The sequence below is a fragment of the Microvirga terrae genome, assembly GCF_013307435.2.
Lineage (GTDB): Bacteria > Pseudomonadota > Alphaproteobacteria > Rhizobiales > Beijerinckiaceae > Microvirga > Microvirga terrae.
In genome coordinates this window covers 769,471-792,039 of sequence record NZ_CP102845.1, presented here as the reverse complement: position 1 = coordinate 792,039, position 22,569 = coordinate 769,471, and the positions used below count along the sequence as shown (strand labels likewise).

The following is a 22,569-nucleotide window of genomic DNA, read 5'->3' as shown; positions in this document are numbered from 1 at the left end:
ATGCCTGAAGTTACACGCATTCTGCCGGTTCCTCGCGATCAGGCTGCAGAAGGTTCAGCAAATCCCGGCGACGACATCCAAGTCGTTGCAAATCATAATCGCTGGTCCCGCGCCGTTTATGAGTTCAGAGACGTTTCCAATGACGCGTGGTGCGAGCTCAACTTCCTCATTGCTTGGCATCAGGAAGAAACGAGCAGGGCCGTTCAGGATTTCGCAGCAGTCGGTTTTGATTTCCTGACCGAAGATGGATCGAGCATCGAGTTCGCTTATGTTCCAGGGTTATCAAGAAGCCAGATCGATCCTCACAGCTATCATGTAGCAGGACCAGCGTTCTATGATCGGTCCAGCGAGCATTCTCATTCAGCGCTCGTCGGATTTCGTTTCTTCATCCCAGCACCGGCAAAGCGTCTCACCGTCACGATACGCAGTTGGCGCAACTCGCATCCGTTTACGATCAGCAATCTTCGAATCGAGCAAAAGGCTCAGTCGGCATCTGACAATCAGGAAGCAAATAGCGAAGCTCCTGTCGGCGGCTCGACCGTCCCGGCGTCACGTCGTCCATGGTGGGGCTTAAGCACGACGCCGCGCTGGCAAAGATATGGAATCGTTCCGGGTCACCCGCTTTTCGTGCGGGGGCAACTCGTCAACCATGGCCCGGAAGGCGACGGCGCTCTGGCGCGTGTCGTTTTCCGGGACGCACAGGGGAATGAGTTGAAACCGCCCTACGAGGGAGTTTCATCGTCTTCCATCATTGATGCCTATATCGACATTCCGGTCCATCGGCAGACGAGGCGTTTTACGCTTGAGCTGAATCCTCCTGCTGGAGCGGCCTTGGTCGAACTCGGCTTCCAAGCTTGGAGGGATGAGGCTGCGATCAGCCTCGTAACACCTCTTGAAGTTACAGCAGGTGAAGACCTTCTTCTTGAGAACATTCTTGAGGAAGACAGGTCCGATCCACTCGACTTCCTCGAGGCGGTGCGCAACCGCCTTGGAGGCCTCCCTGGCTTGGAGACCCGCAAAGCGCCCGTGGGGCCAGTCGATTGGTTTGGCGATGCGGAGCGCCTGACCTCGCCAATGACTTTTCACGATCGTCTCAAGGCTGTGCAGCACGGCGAAGAGCCGACGATCATCGACAATCGCCTCGCTCTCGGGGGCCAGGAGCCGTGGCCCATCCCCGACGTTTTCGAGTGGACGGAAGATCCTTATCATTCCTCATCGTGGCGCCTGGAGTTTCAGTCGCTTTCGTGGCTCCTCGATCTTGCCAGGAGTCCGGCAGCGGGTGGATCGACAAGGGCGGTGGATCTCGCACTTGCATGGATACAGTCGAATCCCTGGGGGCATTCGCGAGACCCGTTGAGCACCTATCCCCTCTCGATGGCAACTCGGGCTGAGGTATTCTTGCGGCTGGTCGCATTGGCCCCGGAATCCCGCCGCCGCAAAGGTGACAGGCGACAGAACATTCTCCTCGCAGAAACCATGAGATATGGCTTCGCCCTTTCGGAGATCCTGAGCCAGAACATTTTCCCGGCATCGGATACTCAGCTGCGGACGGCCTGTGCATTGCTTGCCATCGCCGAGGCAACTCCCCTCTTCCCGATGGCTTCATACTGGAAGTCCGTCGCACTTTCACAGCTCCGCAGCGGATTCGATCAACTGATCAACCATGATGGATCATCGATCGAGCAGTCGCTTCATAACCGGCTCGAGATCATGTCTGCCGGATTGCTTCTGGTCGAGAGTCTAAGGAAAATTCCAGAAGGCAAGGAGTTCCAGGACAGCCTTGAAGCCCGATTGAAGCGCGGTCTTAGAACCATCGTCGGCATCACGGATCCGGCCGGCATGCTCCCTCCCCTCGGCGAAGCTCCTCGCGGCTACCATCACGCATCTTGGCTGCGTCGACTGATTTCCAAGTACGGACGATCGCTGCTCTCGGACCCGGAATTGGCAGCAGAGTTATCCTACCCGCCAGGTCCACGGATCTTTGTCGCGGAGGCGGACGGCGTCGTCGTCTTCAGAAATTACGAGCACAAGCCACACTGGAGCTACCTTTGCGCATCATTCGGCGAGCAACGCCACGAGAATGGTCACTTCGATTGCTCGTCCTTTGTCTATGTCGCCCGCGGCGTGCGATGGATTACGGACCCCGGTGGCTCAAGTCACAATCACGCAGGTCCAACACGCCACTACCTCGTGTCGCCGGCAGCTCACAACATCGCAATCCCGGAAGGCTGCAACCAGTCCTCCGGACATGGTTGGGTCGAGTCCAGAACAACATTCGACAACGTGAATGTCATCCGAATCGGTACGAATGTGTTTGGACCAAGGTTCGAGCATACCCGGACCATTATGTGCCTGGATAACCTCGATGCGGTGGCTATCTTCGACCGCTTCCGCAGCTCTGGGGAGAACCTGTCGTTCGACGGGCATTTTCACTTTGCAGAAGGAATCGCGGTTGCACTCGCGAATGCAAACCTGGCGATCGGCTTTCGCGACAAGAGCCGGCTGCGCATGATCCCGCACGAAATCACAGGTCAGCACAGTGGAATGAGGATCCAGAATGGCTGCAACGATCGCCCGAGTTCTCTGCAGGGTTTCCTTTCGCATCCGTCGGGAGGACTTCAACCAGCCAATGTCCTCACCTACAAATTCTCCGGCTCCGGCGAGGTCTGCGGAGGGATGATCCTTACCATCAGCGACCAGGGGCTTCGCCGAATCCTGGATCTGTTGGCTGAGCAGGAAGTCCGCAGCTTGCTCGCGTGACCCTGTGAGGCATGAGGCCAGGCAACCTCTTCATTGCCTCAGTCGCCGAACACCATAGGGCAGCTGGCAATGCCCGGGCTTTGGTGCCCGGGCATCGACCGAGGAACGAGGCTTCGACTAATCGAAGAGTGCGTCGATGGCATCCTGAGACGTCACACCCTTGTCAGTCGCGAGTGCGGGACCGTTCAGTAGAGCTGCCTCTCCCTTCCGGTTCGAGTCGTCTATGGTTTCGACATCCTTGAAGCTTTCGAGACCACCCCAGATGTCAATCATGTGATGGACGCGCTCTTCCACGAATCGCATCGCATTTACGACCTTGCTGATGCGTTGGCCGGTTATGTCCTGGAAATTGCAAGCCTCGAAGATGCTGATGACATGATCCAGGATTTCGCGAGCAATCTCCTGATCGCCGCCACTCAGGCGCGATGACAGGTTGCTGGACAGATCGTCGATTTTCTCGGCGGCCGCGAGAATTGAGTTGGTTGCCGTCTCAGTGCCGAGGACGATCGCACCGAGTTCGTCTGTCACCCTGTTGATCTCTTGGCCTTGTGCACCGGCATAGCGAAGAGTCGCGATTTCCCTCTTGGTACGGTTGATGGCCTCATAGATGGAGTCGAGTTCCACCTTCAGGCGAAGAGCCTCCTGCATGTCCCGCCGATGCTCCTCAAGCAGCGAGGCGGAAATGTCGCGTGCTGGAACGATCGACTCCCTGATCGTGCCGAGCAAACTCATGATTTCGGAATGCCGCTCGTGTACTCCCTCATCGTGAGGCAGCGCACCCATGCTCGCTTCGATACGATAGCTCTTATGTAACTTCATGGCCTTGCTCGTGATCACTTATCCGCCGAACACGGCGCTGATCTTCGTCCGCAGCGTATCCGCGTTGAACGGCTTGACGATGTAATTGTTGACGCCCGCCTTTTTCGCGGCGACGACGTTCTCGGTCTTCGCCTCGGCAGTGACCATGATAAATGGCAACGAGCTTAGCTCTGCATCGGACCGCACCTGTTGAAGCAGTTCGTAGCCCGTCATGGGGGCCATGTTCCAATCCGAGATGACGAGCCCGTATTTCTTGACCCTCAGCTTTTCGAGAGCAGCCTGCCCGTCTGAGGCGTCGTCCACATCGTTGAAACCGATCTGCTTGAGAAGGTTCCGGAGAATTCTGACCATCGTCTGGTAATCGTCGACGACAAGGACAGGAGTAGAAAGGTCGAGACTCACGATATTACATCCTTAGAAAGCGCAGAGACGCGATAGGGTCCCGAAACCGCTCATGCAGCTTCCCGCTCAGTTTCGAACGCCAGAACAGCATCAACATCCAGAACAATCAGGAGCTTGTCGTGCAGCTGATGAACTCCCTGCGATAGACCGACCCAGCCCCGGTCCATGTGAACAGGATTGGGCTGCATCTCGTCTGGATCGAGCTTAAGAACCTCGCCGACCTCGTCCACAAGGAGGCCGTAAGCCTCTCCATGGTTTTCGAGCCCGACCGCCATGCGCCGTTCAACTCCGGTCGAGTCTCCCAGGCCGAGGCGTCGGCGGAGAGAAACCGCAGTCACGACGCGGCCGCGCAGGTTCAAAAGACCTGCGATCTCGCCGGGAGCCAACGGAACAGTCGTCATTTCGCTGACGACGAAAACATCGTGAACACGGCTTATCGGCAGGCCGAGCAGCTGCCCAGCGACCGTGACCGTCACGAATTCCATCTGCTTGGAGGTACTCTTGATTGCACCGGATGCAATTGGGTCAATCGGTTTCATTCTTATGCAGCCTCTTCAAGCGACGCGTTCAGCTCTGCCAGGGCGGAGAGAAGTCCCCGCCTGTCGATTTTCGAAACGATCTCCGAAATGCGCAGTTTCCTCGCCAGGGCGATCTGCTGCGCGTCAGGTTTGACAGTCATCCCGATGACAGGGGTCGAACTGTGATGCGGATCGGCTCGCAGCGAAGCAACCAATGCAAAACCTGAGTGTCCGGAGAGCTCCAGATCGGTCACGATCACATCGACCTGCAACCCGTTCGATAGGAGGCGAACTGCCTCCTGGGCCGTCGAGGCCGTTTGAACCCTGTAGCCTGACGCCTTGAGGACCGGGACAAGCATGTCACGGAAGAACGTCGAGCTGTCGACGAGGAGCAGGGATTTGTCAGGTCCGCCGCGCCGGTCTTTACGGGCCCACGTTTCAAGCACCATCGGGAGGTAATGTGCGATGTTGACGATCTCGGTCGTACGACCACGGACGACAGCGGATCCAACCAGGTCGGACCGCTCAGCAAGCAGTTCCACGTCAAGTTTATCTTCGACGATGTCCACGATCTCGGCGACAGCCAAGCCCATAGAGACCTCGCCATCGGAGAAGACCAGCAGAGATTGCATCCCCTGTCGTTTGATGGCCAGCTCATCATCGCACGAGACCAGCGGCATCAAACGCCCGCGATACTGGACGACCGGGCGCCCGCTGGACCACTCGATGGTCGAGGCGTCAATTTCCTCCAGACGGGTTACGAGAGAGAGCGGAACCGCCTTGAGGCTTTCTCCACCGCCGCGGAAGACAAGCAGACTTGTCAATTCATCCGCCGCCGCGATCGTTTGCTCGAGTCCGGCATCGCTCTGGAACTCATTGCTGTCGGCGCCCGAGCCGACCATCCGGGCGAGACCGTTTGGATCGATGATGAGAACGACGGCGCCATCGCCCAGGATGGTGTTGCCGGAGAAGAGCTGGATATGCCGCAACTTGGACGACATCGGCTTTACGACGATCTCTTCAGTATGGAAGACACCATCGACAAGGATGCCAAAGCGCTGATGGGCGACCTGCGTCACGACGACGAAGCCGTTATTGACGTCCTCGTTTCCGGACAGGCCCATGACCTTCGAGAGCGGAACGATCGGCAAGAGCCGGTCCCGCAGGCGGAGGATCGGAGTCCCGTTGATGCGTTCGATCGAGTGCTCGGACGACGGCGATACTCTGACGAGCTCGGAGACGGCAACCTGGGGGATTGCGAAGCGCTGGTCCTTCGATGCCACGATGAGCGCCGCGACGATGGCCAGGGTTAGCGGAATTTTGATCGTGAATGTTGTCCCGCGTCCCTGCTCGGAACGGATATCGACGGTGCCGCCAATCAGCTCGATGTTCGTCTTGACGACGTCCATGCCAACGCCGCGTCCCGACACAGAGGTGACTTTCGCCGCTGTCGAGAAGCCAGGATGGAAGATGAACTTGGCCACTTGAGCATCGCTCATGCGCTCCACTTCGGAATCGCCGGCGATGCCTCGTTCAACAGCCTTCTTCCGGATGGCGGCAAAGTTCAGGCCCTTGCCGTCATCGGAAATTTCGATCGTGATTGACCCGCCCTCGTGATAGGCATTGAGGCGAATCGTTCCCTTCTCAGGCTTTCCGGCAACTTTTCGATCCGCCGGGCTCTCGATGCCGTGGTCGGCCGAATTGCGGACCATATGGGTGAGAGGATCTTTGATGACCTCGAGCACCTGCCGATCGAGCTCGGTGTCAGCCCCCTGCATCACGAGCTCGATCTTCTTCGAAAGTTCGTTCGAGAGGTCGCGAACGACTCGGGGAAGCTTCTGCCACGCATTGCCGATGGGCTGCATCCGGGTCTTCATGACCCCGTCCTGCAGCTCCGCCGTCACCTGAGACAAACGCTGCAAGGGTACCTTGTATCCGTGGTCCTCGGAGCTTCTCCTGGCAATCTCGAGCAACTGGTTCCGGGTCAGAACGAGCTCTGACACCATGGTCATCAAATGCTCGAGCGTATCCACGTTCACGCGGATGGTTTGGACCTTCCCGGCGATGCTCTCGGCTCCGTCGCCGGCGTCCGACGCATCTGAATTCTTCTTGGGCGCCTGTGCCGGACGCTGGGTCGCTGCGGCCTCCGCTTTCGGGGCGATGGCGACGGGCTTGTCGATGACAAGGGGAGCCGGGCCAGGCGCCTCTCGGAAGGCCCGTTCAAGTTCGTCGAGCGAGACCTCGCCGTGCTTCAGTGGACGTTCCAGCACCTGATAGGTCAGCGTGCCGGAGGTTGAGTCTTTCTCCGGACCGGGCGCCTCCTGGAAGGCCCGCTCGAGCTCGTCCAGCGAGACCTCTCCGGGCTTCAGCTCGCGCTCCAGAACCTGATAGACCAATTGTCCGGACGATTGTGGCGAGGGCGCCTGTGCGACAGGTGCAGGAGCGGGTGCTTCCTGTGATGCCATCTTGTCCAGCATCTCGATCAGGTCGCCGTCGGATCCTTCGGGCTCCGAGCCCTGCCGCTCGAGTTCACCCAGGATCTCTTTGATCCGATCGAGGGTTGCGAGGATGAGCGAGACGGCAGGCGTTGTAACCGGCATGCCGTCCCGGAATTTGCCCATAAGGGTCTCAGCCGCATGTGCAAGAGCTTCAAGGCGCGGCAGGCCGAGGAAACCGCAGGTTCCCTTGATGGTATGAACCAGCCGGAAGATGTTGCTGAGAATCGCCTCGTTATTGGGGTCTTGCTCGAATCGGACCATCTCCACGTCGACCGTCTCGAGGTGCTCGTTGGTCTCGGTTAGAAACTCAAGAAGAAGGTCGTCCATTGCCGTATCTCAACTCTTGTTACGCGAACTGACGGGCACAATCATCGAGCCCCTCACGATGGATGAATTCTGCGGCCTTTACGCCGGCAATAAAGCGCTGAACCTCATGTCCATGCTTGGAGTTCGAAGGGCGGCATTCTGAGCCGCACTCAAGAGCTGGGAGCTGCCCAGCCGGTGTGAGAATGCCCTTGGATGGGAATCGCCAAAACTTGCGCCGTCATACCCTGCCCCGATACGCCCTGTTCACTACGCCAGAGTTGTGCTGATGTTCTTGTCGGCGCAGGTCTGGGGCGGTCCGGCGACCTCATGGGTCAAGAACAGCGATCCAGAGCAGCTCCCATATCATTGCAGCTTTACTCATGACGTTGAGGAAGAATAAGTCCTCGTTTCCTGCAATAAAGTTAACGCCAGCGAGGCAAATCGACTTTATTTCAGGGCCCACGTCAAACGTCCGGATCCGCTGTATTGCAATGTTCAGCAGCTCCGGCGCATCGTTCGCTTGAAAGTCCCGTTGCGAGCCCAAGCTCCGTACCTTCCATCCGCTACGTCCGCCGAGCAGCGATCCACGATCGAAAGATTTTGCAGCAGACTCTCATCGCAGCAGCATGGCAACAACAAAGCAAACCCCGCGAGGGTATGAGCCTCGCGGGGTTTGCTGCAATCATGTCATTTCAGGAATTTCGCCCGCCTGTGGTTCGATCCGTCGGGCCACAGGAAGGAGCCGCCGACGAACAGAACTATGAAGCTGCGCCCACATACGAATAGCCGATATACCGCTTGGCATCGATAGGGTCATATCCGAGACGCTGCCGGAGCTTCTTCCGCAACTTGCTGATATGCCCTTCTACGACGCTGTCCTCCACGTCGTCACTGTAGATCCCGTAGACTGCATCGAAGATCTGCTTCTTGGTCAGACGATGTCCCCTCTTGCGGACCAGGTATTCAAGGATATGCCGCTCGCGGCGCGGAAGCGCCAGGGGCATACCGTCGACCTCCGGATCGCGACCATCGAAGAAGACCTTCAAACGGTCGGCGTCGTTGTGCGTCTTCTTTCCGACACCCGCATTGACCCGACGCCACACGGCCTCCGAGCGAGCGAGAATCTCGCGAACGTGGACAGGTTTGCGGACCACGTCGTCGAATTTGGCCGTGAAGAGTTCCAGAGTCTCCTCAAGGGATCGAACGTCACTCAAAGCGATAATGGGGGCTTTGGAATAGCGGCGAATGCTTTCGGCAGAGTGGACCCGCTCTTCGAAGGTTCCAAGGACGAAACCTTGAATGGCTTCGAGATCGGCGTCTGATGCCGATTCCAGCCAGTCGTTGAATTCGTTAGCATACAAGCCAAGGGAGGATATGCCTTCGCGCTTGAAGCTTGCAACATATCCGGACGTAACCATCTGCCGGTCATCGACGACGATATACATTTTGATCTGCCCCGCCTTAATAATTAAGTGCGTTCTTCACATTTTTACTTTTCGCCATGGAAAGTTTTACTTCTAAGATCCACATCCTTCGGCGATGTGGAGAATGTATATTTTGCCCCGATGACGGACAATACGTAAATAATGGGAGAGCCCCCGAGGTTATGGTTAATGCCGTTTAACAAACCTTAAGCAGCTCTTAAGGGACGGTTTTGCGAGGGTCAGGGGCAGCGGCCTCTTTGAATCGCAGCATCAACAGGCTGACAAGTCAGGGCTTTTTACCGTTCCGATGTTTCAGAATTGCAGTCGCTGGCGTAGGCTAGCCGCTAATGACATAAAATTACTACGTAGTTTCCGCAGCTTTTCTCTACGTGGGACCACGTATTCGCCCATCCTATTCGATGGCGGGCGCCCACCGTTCGAGGCGAATCCATTGACGTTCAGCCCCGGTCGCGGATGGTTTCTGCTCATCGGGATCTTGAACCGGAGCTCACCCTTGGATTGATCCCGCATCGCGTCGTACCCGATGAAGATTGCGCGGAGCAGACCTCCCCTCACGCATGTGCCGTTGGACTTGCGTCCCGGACCTGAGCCAGCGGAGCCAAGGCGCACGCTGAGTGATCAGCCGCAGATCTGCGCATGTCCTGTTAACCATAAATGCGAGGGAGCTTTCGCCGCTTCTTGACCTCGACTGGACCGGGCCGCTATCCCAGGGTTGAGTATAGTTCAATTTATTGCGGACAGTACCGCCGTCAGCACTATGGCAGGCCTGATTGATGGCCGGCATGACGCTTTGCCATTTTACCGGTTGCGAGCCCGGATGTTCTATCAGCAGCAGATCGAGATTTGCTCGAGGCATGATGCCATTCTGCTGTGTCGGTTGGAATCCGACATCTCCTGAGCAACTCGGGCGCTTCGGCGCGGGCAGTTTTAGAATGGTAGAATGTCCTGGTCTTCGCGATGTACCTCAGTGGAAAGAGGTCGACCGCCTTGCTGCCCTTTATCAATTCGACATCCTTGATACGGAAGCGGAACTCGAATTCGACAGCATCGCAAAAGTTGCAGCACAGATCTGTGAGACGGAAACTGCCTTCATTTCTTTCCTGGATGAGCACAGGCAGTGGTTCAAGGCGCGGATCGGCCTCGAGATCTCCGAGACACCCCGCGAGATTTCGATATGCAATCATGCAATCCTGCACCCAGGGGTGTTTGTTGTTGCAGACCTCGCAGCCGACCCTCAATTTCGAAACCATCCGTTGGCCGAGGAATGCTCCAAGTTCTCGTTCTACGCCGGGGCACCTCTGAAAACGAAGGATGGCCTTCCACTGGGGATGCTGTGCGTCCTTGCCCACGAACCACGTCCGCAGGGATTGAACGAACAACAGAAGCACGCATTGACGGCCCTCGCAGGTGCGGTGATGTGTCAACTGGAGTTGAAGCTCGCCAACAGGGCGGCGGCTGATCGCGAGGAGTTTACGCGGCGCCTGTTGGCCAGCTCCGACGACTGCATAAAGGTCTTCGATCTCAGAGGAGACCTCCGCTTCATGAGCCAAAGCGGTTTGCGCGCGATGGATGTGGCGGATTTCGGTACGATTGAGGGTCGCAATTGGGCTGATCTTTGGAGCGGTGTCGCTGGAAGAGACGCGTGTGAAGCGCTCGAGCATGCGAAATCGGGCGGGACAGGGCGTTTCCAAGGCCCTTGTGCAACCGCGGCAGGGGGGCGGAAATGGTGGGACGTGGTGGTCACTCCCATCATGGGGCGCGACGGGCGTCCACAAGCATATCTGTGCATCTCCCGTGACATGACAGAGTTCCGACGAGCCGAGCAGAGCCTGCGGAAAAGCGAGAAGCGTCTTCGTACGCTCATTGACGTCATGCCGCTTTCCTTTACTTCACCGCAGGTGGTCTGGTTCAGCGATCCCGATGGGGAACTCACGTACTGCAACGACGTTTGGCATGAATATGCGGGGGCTGGGCCGAACTCCACGCCAAAAGGCTGGTTTACGGTGATCCACCCTCTCCATCGCGAGCGGGCTTCCGAGATGTGGGCCGGAGCCCTTCGCGGCGGCCAATCCTTCGAACTGGAGTTGCCGCTTCGACGCGCGTCGGATGGGATGCATCGCTGGTTCATTATCCGGGGGCAACCGCTCAAGAATGAGCACGGCAAGGTTGAACAATGGTTCGGCATTGCCATGGACATCCACGAGCGTAAGCAGTCCGAGCAGGCTCTGGGGGAAAGTGAAGAACGTTTGCGGCTCGCCTTGAAGGCCGCGCATATGATTGCGTGGGAGTTCAATCCGCAGACAGGCACCACGACGCGCTCCGAGAACGCGCTTGCACTTCTGGGCGTCACGCCTGGAACTGACAGAAGCTTCATGACAGGAATCCATCCGGACGACCATCAGAGGGTCGAGGATTTCCTTCAACGGATACAGATCCGCGGTTCCGACGCCGTGGAGTGCCGCTACGTATTGCCTAACGGCGAGTTTCGGTGGCTTCGAGCGCGGGCCGAGAGGGCTGGGACTGACCGGATCGTAGGCGTCACGTTCGATATCAGCGAGCAAAAGGAAGCAGAAGAAGAAATCTGGCGCTCGGCCAATCATGACGCCCTTACGGGTCTTCCCAACCGCAATCTCTTCCAACGCCGGCTTGAGGCCGCCCTGGCGGCCGCCCAGCAAGGCGGAACGAGCGTCAGCCTCCTGTTGATCGATCTGGATGATTTCAAGGACATCAATGACACACTTGGCCATGATGCGGGTGATGCGCTGCTGCAGGAGACGGCACGCCGTCTCTCAGCCATGGTTCGCGCTTGTGACACCGTGGCTCGGATCGGCGGAGATGAGTTCGCGGTACTTGTCGTCGATCCGCTCAAGCTCGAGAACGCCGCGCGTTTGGGTACGCTCATTGCGGACATGCTACGCCAGCCGTTCACTTACCGGAAGCGGACCCTCCTCAGTCGGGTAAGCATTGGCATCGCGGCTTTTCCAGATCACGATGGAACGCCGACGGAACTGGTCAAAGATGCGGACATTGCCATGTACCAGGCAAAATCTCAGGGACGCAACAGAGTCGTCACGTACTCGCCAGACATGCGGAGAGTTCTCGAACAGCGCGTCTCTTTAGGGCGAGGAATGCGAGAGGCGGTCGAGAACGATCAGATCATTCCATTCTACCAGCCGAAAGTTAGCCTCTCGACGGGGGAGATCGTAGGTCTCGAAGCCCTGGCGCGCTGGCAGCATCCAACGAAGGGCATTCTGACTCCCAGCTTCTTCGGAGCCGTCTTCGAGGATCATGAAACGGCGATTTCCATCGGCAAGCTTCTGATTTCGAAGATTGCAGCGGATGTGCGTCAGTGGCTTGATCAGGACCTCCCTTTCGGCCGCGTCGCGCTTAATCTGTCGCCGGCTGAGTTCGGCCAGTCGGGGCTGGTCGACGGCATGTTGAGAACCTTCGACTGGCTTAAAATTCCGCCCAATGTCTTCGAGGTCGAGGTCACGGAGACCGTGCTCCTTGGGAGAAACTCCAGCAACGTCGCTTCGGCTCTGGCGCAGTTCCGTGAACACGGTATCCAGATTGCGCTCGACGATTTTGGAACCGGCTACGCCTCGTTAACGCACCTGAAGCAGTTCCCCGTCGATCATATCAAGATCGACAGAAGTTTCGTACGGGATCTCGAGCATGATTCCGACGATGACGCGATCACAGCGGCCGTCATTGGCCTCGGCAGAAGTCTGCAACTGCAGGTGACCGCAGAAGGCGTGGAAACGCATGGCCAAGCCCGGCGCCTGCGTGACCTCGGATGTGATCATGCGCAGGGCTACCTCTATGCGAAGCCGATGGCGGGGTCGCAGGTCCCTGATCTATTGATGCGGTGGGACGGAATGCTCATAAGGCCCCGATCTGAGAGAAACATGGAGCTCCTGAGCCGCTAGGAGCATACGACAGTGCGGTATGGCACGTCGGGCGGCAACGCAGCACAATCGACCGCGTGAGCTGTGAGGCGCTGGTGGGAGACGTCGTTGACGTGGCCTGCAGCCGGGCAGAGACTATCGTCATCCTTGGCCGTTTGAGGCTCCCCGAGCCATTTCCGGTTCGCGAGGAACCGCGAGGGCTTACTTATGTTATTCCTCGTATTGCTCAAGCCGGCCTATCAATAGGACTGCCCCGTCGCGAGGTTGTTTGGCAGAGGAGTAGGCGTATGGCGGTCTCTGGACACAAGCAGTCGTTGCGTGATTGTCGAATCCTCGTGGTCGAGGACGAGTATTTCCTCGCTGAGGATATGGCCCAGGCTTTGGAGAAATTGGGCGCCACGATCATCGGGCCTGCATCGGACCGCGAGAAAGCTCTCGCCCTGCTCTCGTCGTCGGAGCAAGTTGATGCGGCCGTGCTCGACATCAACCTGCGTGGGGCGACCGCCTTCCCAGTCGCCGACGCCTTGCTCGAACATGGGATCCCTTTCGTGTTTGCGACGGGTTATGCACCTGCCTCCGTCCCGTGGGCTTACTCGGCCGTCCCGTGCTGGGAAAAGCCATTCAACCCGAACGACTTGGCTCAAGCTCTGCCACAAATCGTCAGAGGTGTACGCTGACCTTCAGGTCTGGTGAGGGTGGCCATAAGGGCAATTCGATCAAACCTGTCGATACCTTCATGCTGAGATCGGCTTCGCTCCCGGCTTCGTGCTAGTGTGCAGAGGCAGGCGAGGAATTGTTCGAATGAGCGCTACCATTGCGAGCCCCTATCTGCGGGCTCAAGTGTCCGATAGAGGCGCCGAGCTTGTGCGGCTCCAGGACGAGCAGGGGCGAGACCTCCTGTGGGACGGCGATCCTGCGTTCTGGACCGGGCGCTCGCCACTTCTGTTTCCCATCGTCGGACGTGTGAGGAATGACCGGATCCAGGTCGACGGCTCCGACTATGAGCTGCCAAAGCACGGCTTTGCACGAGGATCCCAATTCGAGCTCAAGGAGTCCGAAGCATCCCGGTGCCGGTTCCGCCTGTGCTCCGACGAGGCTACGCTTCGGCAGTATCCGTTTCCCTTTCAACTCGATGTTTCCTATAAAATCGATGGGACGACGCTGACGGTCACGGCTTCGGTAACGAATTCCGGCTCTGCTGCCATGCCGGTCTCGCTTGGATTTCACCCCGCCTTTCGCTGGCCGCTGCCGTTTGGGGCACCACGGGAGGCCCATGCAGTTCGTTTCGAGTACGAAGAAACCGCTCCAATTCGCCGGCCGGTCGACGGTTTGATCAGCCGCAAAGCCGAGATGAGCCCCGTGCGTGATGGGATCCTCTTATTGAACGATAACTTGTTCGAGACAGATGCTCTCGTCTTCGACCAGCTCGAAAGCAGATCCGTCGTCTATGGAGCGCCACGTGGCGGATCGATCCGTGTCGACTTTCCAGGAATGCCGCATCTGGGCATCTGGACCAAGCCTGGAGCCGGCTTCATCTGCATCGAGCCTTGGCAGGGGCATGCGGATCCGGAAGGCTTCGATGGTGAATTGTCCGCTAAGCCAGGCATTGTTCTCGTTCAGCCCGGCGGAACGCGTGACTTCGCCATGGGCATCACGGTCCGCCACGTGGGAATTTGACCCAGTCGCCGGAGATCTTCAACCTGCGCGTTGGCTGCTCCGTTACTGGCGCGGTCTACTGGCTCGTCACGAGTTCGCGGATGTGCTGAACCACATCTTCGCTGGAATACGGCTTTGGGACGAACCGGCCGTCGTCGGGGATCTGCTCGGAAGTAGGCTTGTGATAGGCGGACGAGATCAGGAGCGAGATGTGCGGCCACCGCTGCTGAACATTCTCGGCCAGATCAAGACCGTTCATGGATCCCGGCATGTCGATATCAGTGAATAGCACCTGTACTTCGTTAGAACAGGTTTCCAGGACCGCGAGGGCCACATCCGCATTGGCCGCTTCCAGCACGTGAAAACCGGCATCCTCTAAATCGCCGGCCGCCGCCATCCGCACGAGGAGTTCATCCTCGACTAGCAGAACAACCGGAGTGTCGTCTGAATATTTGTTCATCATGAGCCATGGAACGAAACTAACCTATGTTAGTTCCTACTGCTCAGGTAGCTTTTTTGAGCGGGGATCCGGGTCATGGCATCGCACAGGTTCAAGGTCGGAGATCAGGTGCGAATGGTCAAGTTTGCCAGCACCAATACCGTGGAGGCCTTCCTCAATATGGTCGCGACCATCGATGTCGTCCAGCCCCAGGACACCTGGGAAGTGATCCGACTTCTCCCTGCTGACAGCAACGGCTTTCAGTATCACATCAAGGGCAATCAGCAGGGCCCGGAGCGCCTCGTGCGTGAAGAACAGCTTCAGCCCGCCTGACGAACCCATTTGAGGGAAGCACCGTCCGATGGCAGGACAATTGGCGGTGCTCCCTTACAGATCCCTAGCAGCAGCGAGCTCAGCCTGCCTTGCGGACAGGGGTTTCCTCTGCTTGATCGACCATGGGCTGCGTCCGAGAGCGGAAATCGTGCAGCTCCTGCCGTATCGTTTCAAGAACCGGATTGAAGGCCGGCCCGTGCTCCTTCGCGATATCAACCAGAACATCGATCGCCCGAAGCAGACGCTCCTCTGTCACTGGCTCCCATTTGCGTCCTGACCACTCGTCCATTTCAGACCCTCCTCGTGGATCGAGGGAGACACTGGTCCAGAGAGTCTTGCATCCGGGTTAAAGCGTACGATCAAAAGGGCTGGGCAAAACCGACGAACCGGGTTCCCGCTTCTTCAATGCAGATCAACACCAAAACCTTATGGCGGACAGTCCAGGATCGTCTCCACACAATAAGTGTGTGGAACCACTGAGTAATTCGGAAGGTTTACGGTTGAACCAGGCCGTTTGGCCTGCACCCGACAACCGAGGCAGTGTCGACTATGGCGAACAATCCGGCAATCCAGCCACCTGGAGGGAGGCAGTCCTCCTCATCCTCGACTGTCACGACCATGTGGGCCGTGGTGCTCGGATGGGCTCTCGTCCGCCTCGTCGTCGGAGGGGATCGCGTGGATCCTGTCCAGACAGGACGATCGTCATCGCAACCGGCATCGACCCGGCGTCAGGGCCGACAGACCGATTCAGATTTGGGCGAGAAGCAGCATGCCCCGCCGCAAGCCGCTGCCGAGAAGGGGCGCGGGCGGAGCGCCGACACGCCAACGGAGATCCCGGCCCAGGGATGGAAGGACATCCTGTGGCGCACCTATGAAGAGTTCAACAAAGACCGCATCATGTCGGTTGCAGCCGGCGTCACCTACTATGCCCTGCTGGCGCTGTTTCCGGCGATCGCAGCCCTCGTCTCCATCTACGGCCTCTTCGCCGACCCGGCCACGATCCAGGATCATCTGAACACCCTGTCGGGCGTGTTGCCCAGTGGCGCTCTCGACATCATCCGCGAACAGGTCACCCGTATCGCTTCCAAGGGAGGCGGTGCCCTCGGGTTCGGTTTCATCTTCGGCCTTGGATTGTCCTTGTGGAGCGCGAATGCCGGTATGAAGGCCATCTTCGACGCCCTCAACATCGTCTATGGCGAGGACGAGAAGAGAAGCTTCGTCAAACTGAACCTGCTGTCTCTATCCTTCACATTGGGAGCGATTGTCTTCATTCTTGTTGCTCTCACCGGAATTATCATCCTGCCGATCCTGCTCAACTTCATCGGACTGGGCTCAGGAGCCGAATGGCTGGTATCGCTTGCGCGCTGGCCGATCCTGCTGATCGGAGTCGTTCTAGGCCTTTCGCTGATCTACCGGTTCGGGCCGAGCCGCGACAAGGCCGAGTGGCGTTGGGTCACGCCCGGCGGGATCATCGCGGCCGTCCTGTGGCTTGCCGTCTCCATGCTGTTCTCATGGTATGTTGCGAATTTCGGAAGCTACAACGAGACTTATGGTTCACTCGGCGCCGTCATCGGCTTCATGACGTGGATCTGGTTGTCGACAATCGTCGTGCTGCTGGGTGCCGAGATCAATTCAGAGATGGAGCACCAGACGGCGAAGGATACAACCGAAGGCTCCGATCAGCCCATGGGAGTTCGTGGCGCACGGATGGCCGACACGATCGGTGCGGCGAAGAGCTGAGCACCGTAAAAAACCATCGGGGAAGGCGCTCCCTCGCGGAGCGCCTTTTTCCATGCCTATGCTCGGGGCGAGCTCGTCCGTCATCGGTCCCGAATGAACAAGGGCGCGCCGTTCGTGATCCGGCGCGCCCTATGAGCCACTGGTGTGCTTTAAAAATCTCAGACTTGCCCGGCCGAGATCGCACTTCCGACGGTTGATGTCTTGCGAGCTGCTGTTCCGTCTTCAGCCTGTTCGGCCGAGAACCAGGCAATCGTCGCCTTCAGGCCGGTGTCCAACGCTGTGCGTGGCGACCATCCGAGCAGATTCTTGGCCAGGGAAATGTCGGGACGCCGGCGGCGTGGATCATCGATCGGCAACGGCCGCGTAACAACGCGGGATGAGGAGCCGGTCATGGCCAGAACCTTCTCGGCCAAATCACCCACGGTGAGCTCGACCGGGTTACCGAGGTTGACTGCGCCCGGGAACGGGCCGTCATAGGCCATCAGACGCAGGAAACCGTCGACAAGATCGGACACGTAGCAGAACGACCGTGTCTGGCTTCCGTCTCCGTAGACCGTAATATCATCGCCCGTGAGAGCTTGGCAGATGTAGTTGGACACGACGCGGCCATCGTCGGCGCGCATGCGTGGGCCATAGGTATTGAAGATCCGCGCCACGCGAACGTCGGCCCGTCCCGCACGATCGAAATCGAAGGTCAGCGTCTCGGCAGCGCGCTTGCCTTCGTCATAGCATGCACGCGGCCCGGTCGGATTGACGTTTCCCCAATAGCTCTCCGTTTGCGGGTGCACCTCTGGATCGCCATAGATCTCGCTGGTCGAGGCGAGGAAGAACCGCGCCCCTGTCGCTTCAGCGAAGGTGAGAAGATTGTGCGTGCCCACGACGCTCGTCAGCATCGTGTGCTCCGGATCGGCCTGATAATGCGGAGGGGAGGCTGCACAGGCAAGATTGAAGACTTCATCGATCTTCAGGCGCTTCGACCGCAGCCGGGCCGGCAGAGGCTTGATGATATCGCTGTCGATGATATCGAAGCGTGGCTCCCGCTCCAAATGGCGAATATTCTGCTTTCGTCCTGTTTGAAAGTTATCGAGGACGGTCACATGAGCGCCTTCGCTGAGAAGGGCATCGCAGAGATGGGACCCAAGGAATCCGGCCCCACCGGCTACGAGAACATGCTTACCTGTGCCATTCTTCATGAGAACGCTCCTTCTCGGACCTTCAGAGGGTCTCAAGGTACAAACCTACTCTGCCCCAACCGCAAAGCCTGACGTTTGTTCAATGCCCGGCTTGAATCTATTCATAGCATCAGGACTCAACTGCCAAAGCGAGCGGCCGTTCCTGATGTCGGCGCTGAAGGGCTTCGAAAAGATCCCGCTCCATCGATGCGGCACGGTGAGCCGATGTATGCTCCTCAAGGATACGGTGCCGTGCGCGACTTCCCAGGTCCTTTCTCTTATTGTCGGGCCAAGTACCGAGAACCGTGAGAACATCGTCGGACCGGCGCGCCAGTACGATCTCCCGATCCGGTTCGAGAAGCGTCTCAATCCCATCCCAAACATCGGAAATGATCGGCGTTCCACAGGCTGCGGCCTCGAAAAGGCGAACGCTCGGGCTATACCCTGCCCTGATCATGTCGGCCCGCGTGACATTGAGAGTATAGCGGCTCCGCGCATAAAAGGCCGGGTGGTCGCTTGGAGGAATGTGGTCGATACGCTCAACGTTCTCCGGCCAATCGATGTCGGCCGGATATTGGGGACCTGCGACGACGAAACGAAGATGAGGCGCTTTCAGGGCTGGTTCGATCAGGAGCCGCTCAAGGGTCGGCTGCCGGTCTGGACTGTACGTCCCGAGATAGCTCAGATCCCAGCGCTTCTCCTCATCAAGGCTCGGATACGCCTCAGGATCAACCGAACAGTAAAGCGCCCGAGCGGCGGGCGAGCCATACCTCGCCATCAGCAAGTCAAGCGTCGGCCCTCCGGTGAACGAGAAGTAGACGTCGTAGTCAGGAATCAGGCCTGGCGCGAGGTACTCGTAGTCGCCCCTCTCCAGTTTCGCGAGCGTGACGGGCGTGTCGATGTCATAGAACGCCACGACACTCTGGGCCGTCTGTTGGACGTACCGGCCGACCTCGACACCGTCCGGCACATAGGAGCCGACAAGGACGGCATCGGCCTCCTTGATCAAGTCCTGATAGCGCTTGAGATCCTCCAAGCTGGAATAGAACTCCAGCCGGCAGAAGTCAGGATCCTTCAGATCGCGGTGAGAGGCATACCACGGCACGTCGCGCTCCAGGAACTGCACGTCATGATGCCGCGCTGCGAAAGCCCTCAACAAGGCGCGGAAGGTTGTCGCGTGGCCGTTCCCCCATGAGGAGGACAGACTCAGTCCCAGGACAACGACGCGGAGCTTGGTCACGCGACGCTCCTCTCGCGCTTCTGAGAGACTTCTTGGCGCAGAATGGCATCCACCTCGGCACCGCGGCGGGTATAGGTGTGCTCAGCCATGATCCGCGCCCTTGCCGCGGCGCCGATCGCGCGGGCACGCTCGGGCGTAAGGGCCTCGACATGGTCAGCGACATCTCTGCCGTCGCGGGCCACCAGCACTTCCTCTCCTTCCTTCAGGAACAGCTCCAGACCGATCCAGGCATCCGTGATCAGGCACGCCCCGGCTCCCGCAGCCTCGAAAACGCGGGTTGCGGGTGAATATCCCGTGCTTGCCATCGAGTCGCGGGCAATGTTGAGAACCGCCAGCGGACTCGTGTTGAAGGCGTTATGGTCACGCGTGTAGACATGGCCGATGTGACGGACGTTCGACGGCATTCCCTTTGTTTCCCAGCCATTGCCGCCAATCAGGAATTGACGGTCCGGCAGATGGGCGGCGGGCTCCAGAAAGAACTGCTCCACACGAGCCTCGCGATCGGGCAGACGATTGCCGAGGAAGGACAAGTCTGCCCGGAAGCGATCATCTGCCGGAACAGGATGATGGGTCGATGGATCGCAGGCATTATAGATCGGGATGCACCGGCGGGCGCCGAAGCCCTCATAGGCGCCGATCACCGGCGGGCCGCCGCCATAGGTCAGCACAAGATCAAGAGACGGCATCGCGCGATGCAGCGGATGGTCAGGGCTCTCGCGCAACTCAGCGAGGGTTGCAGGCGCATCAACATCCCAGAAGATGCGGATCGCATCGGGACGAGACGCTGCAACGATCCCTTCCAGCAACTCGTTGTCGAAAACACCGACACCGGACGCCTTGACCACGACATCAGCCTTTGCCGCCTCAGACACGACCCCACGCATGGCCTCAGCCGTTGCGGGATAGACTTTTACATCCGCCCAGTCCGGTGGCTCGATGTCCCGATGCTTCTGGCGGTCGAACGCATCCGGCTCGTAGAACGTGATGCTGTAGCCCCGGCGGGCGAGATCACTCAGGAGGCCGCGGTAATAGGTGGCGGCACCATTCCAATACGAAGACAGAAGGCTGGAGCCGTAAAAGGCGATCTTCATGCGGACATCTCCATTGGCGTCGCAGCGCCATGATCTGCAAGAATAGAAAGGAGCTGTTCGGCCCGATGAGCACAGGAGTGGCGGCTGCGAATGGCGTTAAGTCCATTCTCCACCAGCGACCTGCGCAGGTCGGAGTCATGGAGAACCGCCTTCATATGGCGTTCCATCCGCGCGTCATTCTCGGCAACGAGAAAATCAGATCCGGGATTGAACAAGCCTTCGGAATCGTGCCAGGGCGCGGAGATCAGCGGAATCCCGCAGGCGAGAGCCTCAAAGACACGAATTGTCGGGATGCCCGGGAGCATCTCGACATAAAACCGCCGTGGTACGTGAACGGTCGCCACATGGCGCGAGAAGACTTCAGGAGCTCGAGCGTTCGGCAGCCAACCGCGATAGGTGACGCCATAGCGTGCCAGCGTGCGGAGCGCCTCGTCAGGATACCGCACGCCGTAGATTTCGAGAGGAAGACCAACCGCCTGCGCAGGGCGGAAGAGGAAGCTTTCGAGCTCCGCGCTTCGCTCGCCGTCACCCCAGTTGCCGATCCACACCAGGCCATTCCGCTCCACTTCACGTGCAGGCGGGTGAAAGAGCCGGGTATCGGCAGCCTCGTGCCAGACGTGGACGCGATCACCCCAGCCCCAGCGTCGATAGACCTCCGCGAGAGTCTCGCCGAAAGCGAGAACGCCGTCATAGCCGTCGAGATCGAATTGGCGAATAGCGTCAGGATCGCTTACGGCCCTGTGGTGCGTGTCATGAAACAGGAGCGTGAACTGGCCACCCAGCCGGCGCACTTTCCCAATCGCTGCGACCAGCCATGGCTCGTTCCATTCATGAACGATGACCACGTCGGCGTCTGCAAGTGCTTCCTCGAGATTCAGGTCCTGGTTGAAGATTCTCGAGGACAGCTCAGGGTAGAGTCTACGATAAGAATCGAGCCCTGCCTCTCCATGATCCTTCAGGAGGTTCTCGAGGCTCCAGGCTCCCCGCGGCTCGTACACGGCGACAGCATGCCCTCCATGAACGAGCTCTCGCAGGACGCCGCGCAGGAAATGCGCGTTGCCATGGTTCCAGCACGAGGCGAGGGAATGGGTAAAATACACGAACTTCATGCGGCGGCTCCCTCAAGGGGGGATCTCGAGGGCTTCGGCTCCAGGAGGGAACGATACGCGCTCAGAACCCCGGCGCTCATGGCCTCTATCGTGTAGGACTCAGAGCGCACTCGTGCAGCGCTTCCCAGAGCGCGGCGGGTTTCCGGATCCCGAAGAAGGCGTTCGGTTGCCTCGACAACTGCGCTCTCATCATCTGGATCGACGAACAACGCGGCATCCTCCCACAATTCCCGGAACGTCGGTATGTCGGACAGGATCAAAGCGCATTCCATCTGGGCGGCTTCGAGAACGGCAAGGCCGAAGGGTTCATATCGTGCCGGCGAGACGAAGATCGGCTTGGCGCTCAGGTACCGGGTAACGTCCATATCGCTCAACTGGCCGAGCACTCTGGCGTGAACCGCCTGAGCTGTCGCACCATTTGGCCCTCGAACTGATCCTGCGGCGAGAACCGATATGGGGAGACGGGATGCCAGGCGGTCGATACCGGCAAAATTCTTGCCCTCGTCCCAGAGGCGCCCAGCCGTGAAGACGAAATCGCCGTCGGGCATGCTCGCTGATAACGGCGCGAGTCGCCTGCCATTTCTGACGACGCTCGGGACCTGGGGGAGTTCATAGACCTTCGCTGTGGTGCGGGCGAATGCGAGGGTCGGCGCCAGGAGGCGGCCGGCAGACGCATAGCCTCTCCTGACGAGTTCCGTCCGCCATACGAACTCCTCCGGGAGGCGACCGCATTTCACGGCCTGCCACCAGGTCGCAACGCAAGAGTGACACACTGCCACGACAGGAGCATCGAAGACCGCACGAGCGGCCAGCGCCGGCGAGTTGAGATGAATGAGATCCGGGCGAAGGCGCGCGGCAAGACGCGCAATCGCTTCGCCGGCCTCCTCGACCTCATGCGGAGCTTGAGCGGTCCAGTCCAGCGGGAGGCCTGTCATCACAAGCGTTGCGCCCATGGCTTCTGCCGCCACCTGCTGATCGGCGGACGGAGGAGGCCCGAGCACGGCGATCGTGGTTTTGACATCGTGTGCACGCAGACCATCACTGAGATCGAGCGCGTATTGCCAGACCCCGCCGACCGCATCTGCTGTCATCAGCACATGCAGACCTGCTCCACCGTCAGGCCATGCCATGGC

At 58.9% G+C, this 22,569-nt stretch carries 18 protein-coding genes; 6 read left to right on the top strand and 12 right to left on the bottom strand.

Going from position 1 to position 22,569, the window contains the following annotated elements; genetic code table 11:
• The gene (locus tag HPT29_RS03690; RefSeq protein ID WP_173950045.1) at positions 1–2,760 is read left to right on the top strand and encodes a heparinase II/III domain-containing protein; all 2,760 of its coding nucleotides are present in this window, start codon (positions 1–3) and stop codon (positions 2,758–2,760) included.
• A 117-nt stretch (positions 2,761–2,877) separates the two neighbouring features.
• On the opposite strand, the gene HPT29_RS03685 is transcribed toward HPT29_RS03690, so the two are convergent.
• The 5 genes from HPT29_RS03685 to HPT29_RS03665 form a co-directional block, all read right to left on the bottom strand.
• A complete protein-coding gene (locus tag HPT29_RS03685; RefSeq protein WP_173950044.1) occupies positions 2,878–3,579 on the bottom strand; it encodes a protein phosphatase CheZ in 702 nt (233 codons plus the stop codon).
• An 18-nt stretch (positions 3,580–3,597) separates the two neighbouring features.
• Positions 3,598–3,981: a response regulator gene (locus HPT29_RS03680; protein WP_173950043.1), complete on the bottom strand. Its 384-nt coding sequence runs from the start codon at positions 3,979–3,981 to the stop codon at positions 3,598–3,600.
• Positions 3,982–4,031: 50 nt separating this feature from the next.
• A complete protein-coding gene (locus HPT29_RS03675; protein ID WP_173950042.1) occupies positions 4,032–4,520 on the bottom strand; it encodes a chemotaxis protein CheW in 489 nt (162 codons plus the stop codon).
• 2 nt (positions 4,521–4,522) lie between these two features.
• On the bottom strand, positions 4,523–7,324 hold the full coding sequence (locus HPT29_RS03670; RefSeq protein ID WP_173950041.1) for a hybrid sensor histidine kinase/response regulator: 2,802 nt from the start codon (positions 7,322–7,324) through the stop codon (positions 4,523–4,525).
• A 737-nt stretch (positions 7,325–8,061) separates the two neighbouring features.
• On the bottom strand, positions 8,062–8,748 hold the full coding sequence (locus tag HPT29_RS03665; RefSeq protein ID WP_173950040.1) for a response regulator transcription factor: 687 nt from the start codon (positions 8,746–8,748) through the stop codon (positions 8,062–8,064).
• Positions 8,749–9,521: 773 nt separating this feature from the next.
• Here HPT29_RS03665 and HPT29_RS28605 point away from each other — a divergent pair.
• The 3 genes from HPT29_RS28605 to HPT29_RS03640 all read left to right on the top strand — a co-directional run bounded on the left by HPT29_RS28605 (position 9,522) and on the right by HPT29_RS03640 (position 14,333).
• On the top strand, positions 9,522–12,677 hold the full coding sequence (locus HPT29_RS28605) for a bifunctional diguanylate cyclase/phosphodiesterase (RefSeq protein WP_173950039.1): 3,156 nt from the start codon (positions 9,522–9,524) through the stop codon (positions 12,675–12,677).
• Positions 12,678–12,943: 266 nt separating this feature from the next.
• Positions 12,944–13,333: a response regulator gene (locus HPT29_RS03645; protein WP_173950038.1), complete on the top strand. Its 390-nt coding sequence runs from the start codon at positions 12,944–12,946 to the stop codon at positions 13,331–13,333.
• A 124-nt stretch (positions 13,334–13,457) separates the two neighbouring features.
• On the top strand, positions 13,458–14,333 hold the full coding sequence (locus tag HPT29_RS03640) for an aldose 1-epimerase family protein (RefSeq protein ID WP_173950037.1): 876 nt from the start codon (positions 13,458–13,460) through the stop codon (positions 14,331–14,333).
• A 55-nt stretch (positions 14,334–14,388) separates the two neighbouring features.
• Here the strand turns inward: HPT29_RS03640 and HPT29_RS03635 are convergent, their stop codons facing one another.
• On the bottom strand, positions 14,389–14,775 hold the full coding sequence (locus tag HPT29_RS03635) for a response regulator (protein ID WP_173950036.1): 387 nt from the start codon (positions 14,773–14,775) through the stop codon (positions 14,389–14,391).
• A 111-nt stretch (positions 14,776–14,886) separates the two neighbouring features.
• Here HPT29_RS03635 and HPT29_RS03630 point away from each other — a divergent pair, with 111 nt between their 5' ends.
• Entirely contained in the window at positions 14,887–15,084 is a 198-nt protein-coding gene (locus tag HPT29_RS03630; protein WP_173950035.1) for a hypothetical protein, read from the top strand.
• A gap of 79 nt (positions 15,085–15,163) precedes the next feature.
• Here HPT29_RS03630 and HPT29_RS03625 read toward each other — a convergent pair whose 3' ends face one another.
• Positions 15,164–15,373, bottom strand: a complete 210-nt coding sequence (locus HPT29_RS03625) for a hypothetical protein (protein ID WP_173950034.1) — start codon at positions 15,371–15,373, stop codon at positions 15,164–15,166.
• 260 nt (positions 15,374–15,633) lie between these two features.
• Here HPT29_RS03625 and HPT29_RS03620 point away from each other — a divergent pair, with 260 nt between their 5' ends.
• Positions 15,634–16,824, top strand: coding sequence for a YihY/virulence factor BrkB family protein (locus HPT29_RS03620; RefSeq protein ID WP_173950033.1), 1,191 nt, complete (start codon positions 15,634–15,636; stop codon positions 16,822–16,824).
• Positions 16,825–16,982: 158 nt separating this feature from the next.
• On the opposite strand, the gene HPT29_RS03615 is transcribed toward HPT29_RS03620, so the two are convergent.
• The 5 genes from HPT29_RS03615 to HPT29_RS03595 form a co-directional block, all read right to left on the bottom strand.
• Positions 16,983–18,017 carry a UDP-glucuronic acid decarboxylase family protein gene (locus tag HPT29_RS03615; RefSeq protein ID WP_173950032.1) on the bottom strand — a complete coding sequence of 345 codons (1,035 nt, stop codon included), beginning with the start codon at positions 18,015–18,017 and terminating at the stop codon, positions 16,983–16,985.
• Positions 18,018–18,126: 109 nt separating this feature from the next.
• Positions 18,127–19,236 carry a CgeB family protein gene (locus HPT29_RS03610; RefSeq protein ID WP_173950031.1) on the bottom strand — a complete coding sequence of 370 codons (1,110 nt, stop codon included), beginning with the start codon at positions 19,234–19,236 and terminating at the stop codon, positions 18,127–18,129.
• A complete protein-coding gene (locus HPT29_RS03605) occupies positions 19,233–20,327 on the bottom strand; it encodes a CgeB family protein (protein ID WP_173950030.1) in 1,095 nt (364 codons plus the stop codon). The genes HPT29_RS03610 and HPT29_RS03605 overlap by 4 nt, the downstream gene beginning before the upstream one ends.
• Entirely contained in the window at positions 20,324–21,436 is a 1,113-nt protein-coding gene (locus HPT29_RS03600; protein ID WP_173950029.1) for a CgeB family protein, read from the bottom strand. The genes HPT29_RS03605 and HPT29_RS03600 overlap by 4 nt, the downstream gene beginning before the upstream one ends.
• A complete protein-coding gene (locus HPT29_RS03595) occupies positions 21,433–22,566 on the bottom strand; it encodes a glycosyltransferase family 4 protein (RefSeq protein ID WP_210272463.1) in 1,134 nt (377 codons plus the stop codon). The genes HPT29_RS03600 and HPT29_RS03595 overlap by 4 nt, the downstream gene beginning before the upstream one ends.
• Between the last annotated feature and the right edge of the window lie 3 nt (positions 22,567–22,569).

Excerpts from the sequence above, each read along its gene's own strand:
- HPT29_RS03690 (WP_173950045.1), top strand. The coding sequence starts at position 1 with ATGCCTGAAGTTACACGCATTCTGCCGGTTCCTCGCGATCAGGCTGCA.
- HPT29_RS03685 (WP_173950044.1), bottom strand. The coding sequence starts at position 3,579 with ATGAAGTTACATAAGAGCTATCGTATCGAAGCGAGCATGGGTGCGCTG.
- HPT29_RS03675 (WP_173950042.1), bottom strand. The coding sequence starts at position 4,520 with ATGAAACCGATTGACCCAATTGCATCCGGTGCAATCAAGAGTACCTCC.
- HPT29_RS03670 (WP_173950041.1), bottom strand. The coding sequence starts at position 7,324 with ATGGACGACCTTCTTCTTGAGTTTCTAACCGAGACCAACGAGCACCTC.
- HPT29_RS03665 (WP_173950040.1), bottom strand. The coding sequence starts at position 8,748 with ATGTATATCGTCGTCGATGACCGGCAGATGGTTACGTCCGGATATGTT.
- HPT29_RS28605 (WP_173950039.1), top strand. The coding sequence starts at position 9,522 with ATGGCCGGCATGACGCTTTGCCATTTTACCGGTTGCGAGCCCGGATGT.
- HPT29_RS03645 (WP_173950038.1), top strand. The coding sequence starts at position 12,944 with ATGGCGGTCTCTGGACACAAGCAGTCGTTGCGTGATTGTCGAATCCTC.
- HPT29_RS03640 (WP_173950037.1), top strand. The coding sequence starts at position 13,458 with ATGAGCGCTACCATTGCGAGCCCCTATCTGCGGGCTCAAGTGTCCGAT.
- HPT29_RS03635 (WP_173950036.1), bottom strand. The coding sequence starts at position 14,775 with ATGATGAACAAATATTCAGACGACACTCCGGTTGTTCTGCTAGTCGAG.
- HPT29_RS03630 (WP_173950035.1), top strand. The coding sequence starts at position 14,887 with ATGGTCAAGTTTGCCAGCACCAATACCGTGGAGGCCTTCCTCAATATG.
- HPT29_RS03625 (WP_173950034.1), bottom strand. The coding sequence starts at position 15,373 with ATGGACGAGTGGTCAGGACGCAAATGGGAGCCAGTGACAGAGGAGCGT.
- HPT29_RS03620 (WP_173950033.1), top strand. The coding sequence starts at position 15,634 with ATGGCGAACAATCCGGCAATCCAGCCACCTGGAGGGAGGCAGTCCTCC.
- HPT29_RS03615 (WP_173950032.1), bottom strand. The coding sequence starts at position 18,017 with ATGAAGAATGGCACAGGTAAGCATGTTCTCGTAGCCGGTGGGGCCGGA.
- HPT29_RS03605 (WP_173950030.1), bottom strand. The coding sequence starts at position 20,327 with ATGAAGATCGCCTTTTACGGCTCCAGCCTTCTGTCTTCGTATTGGAAT.
- HPT29_RS03600 (WP_173950029.1), bottom strand. The coding sequence starts at position 21,436 with ATGAAGTTCGTGTATTTTACCCATTCCCTCGCCTCGTGCTGGAACCAT.
- HPT29_RS03595 (WP_210272463.1), bottom strand. The coding sequence starts at position 22,566 with ATGGCATGGCCTGACGGTGGAGCAGGTCTGCATGTGCTGATGACAGCA.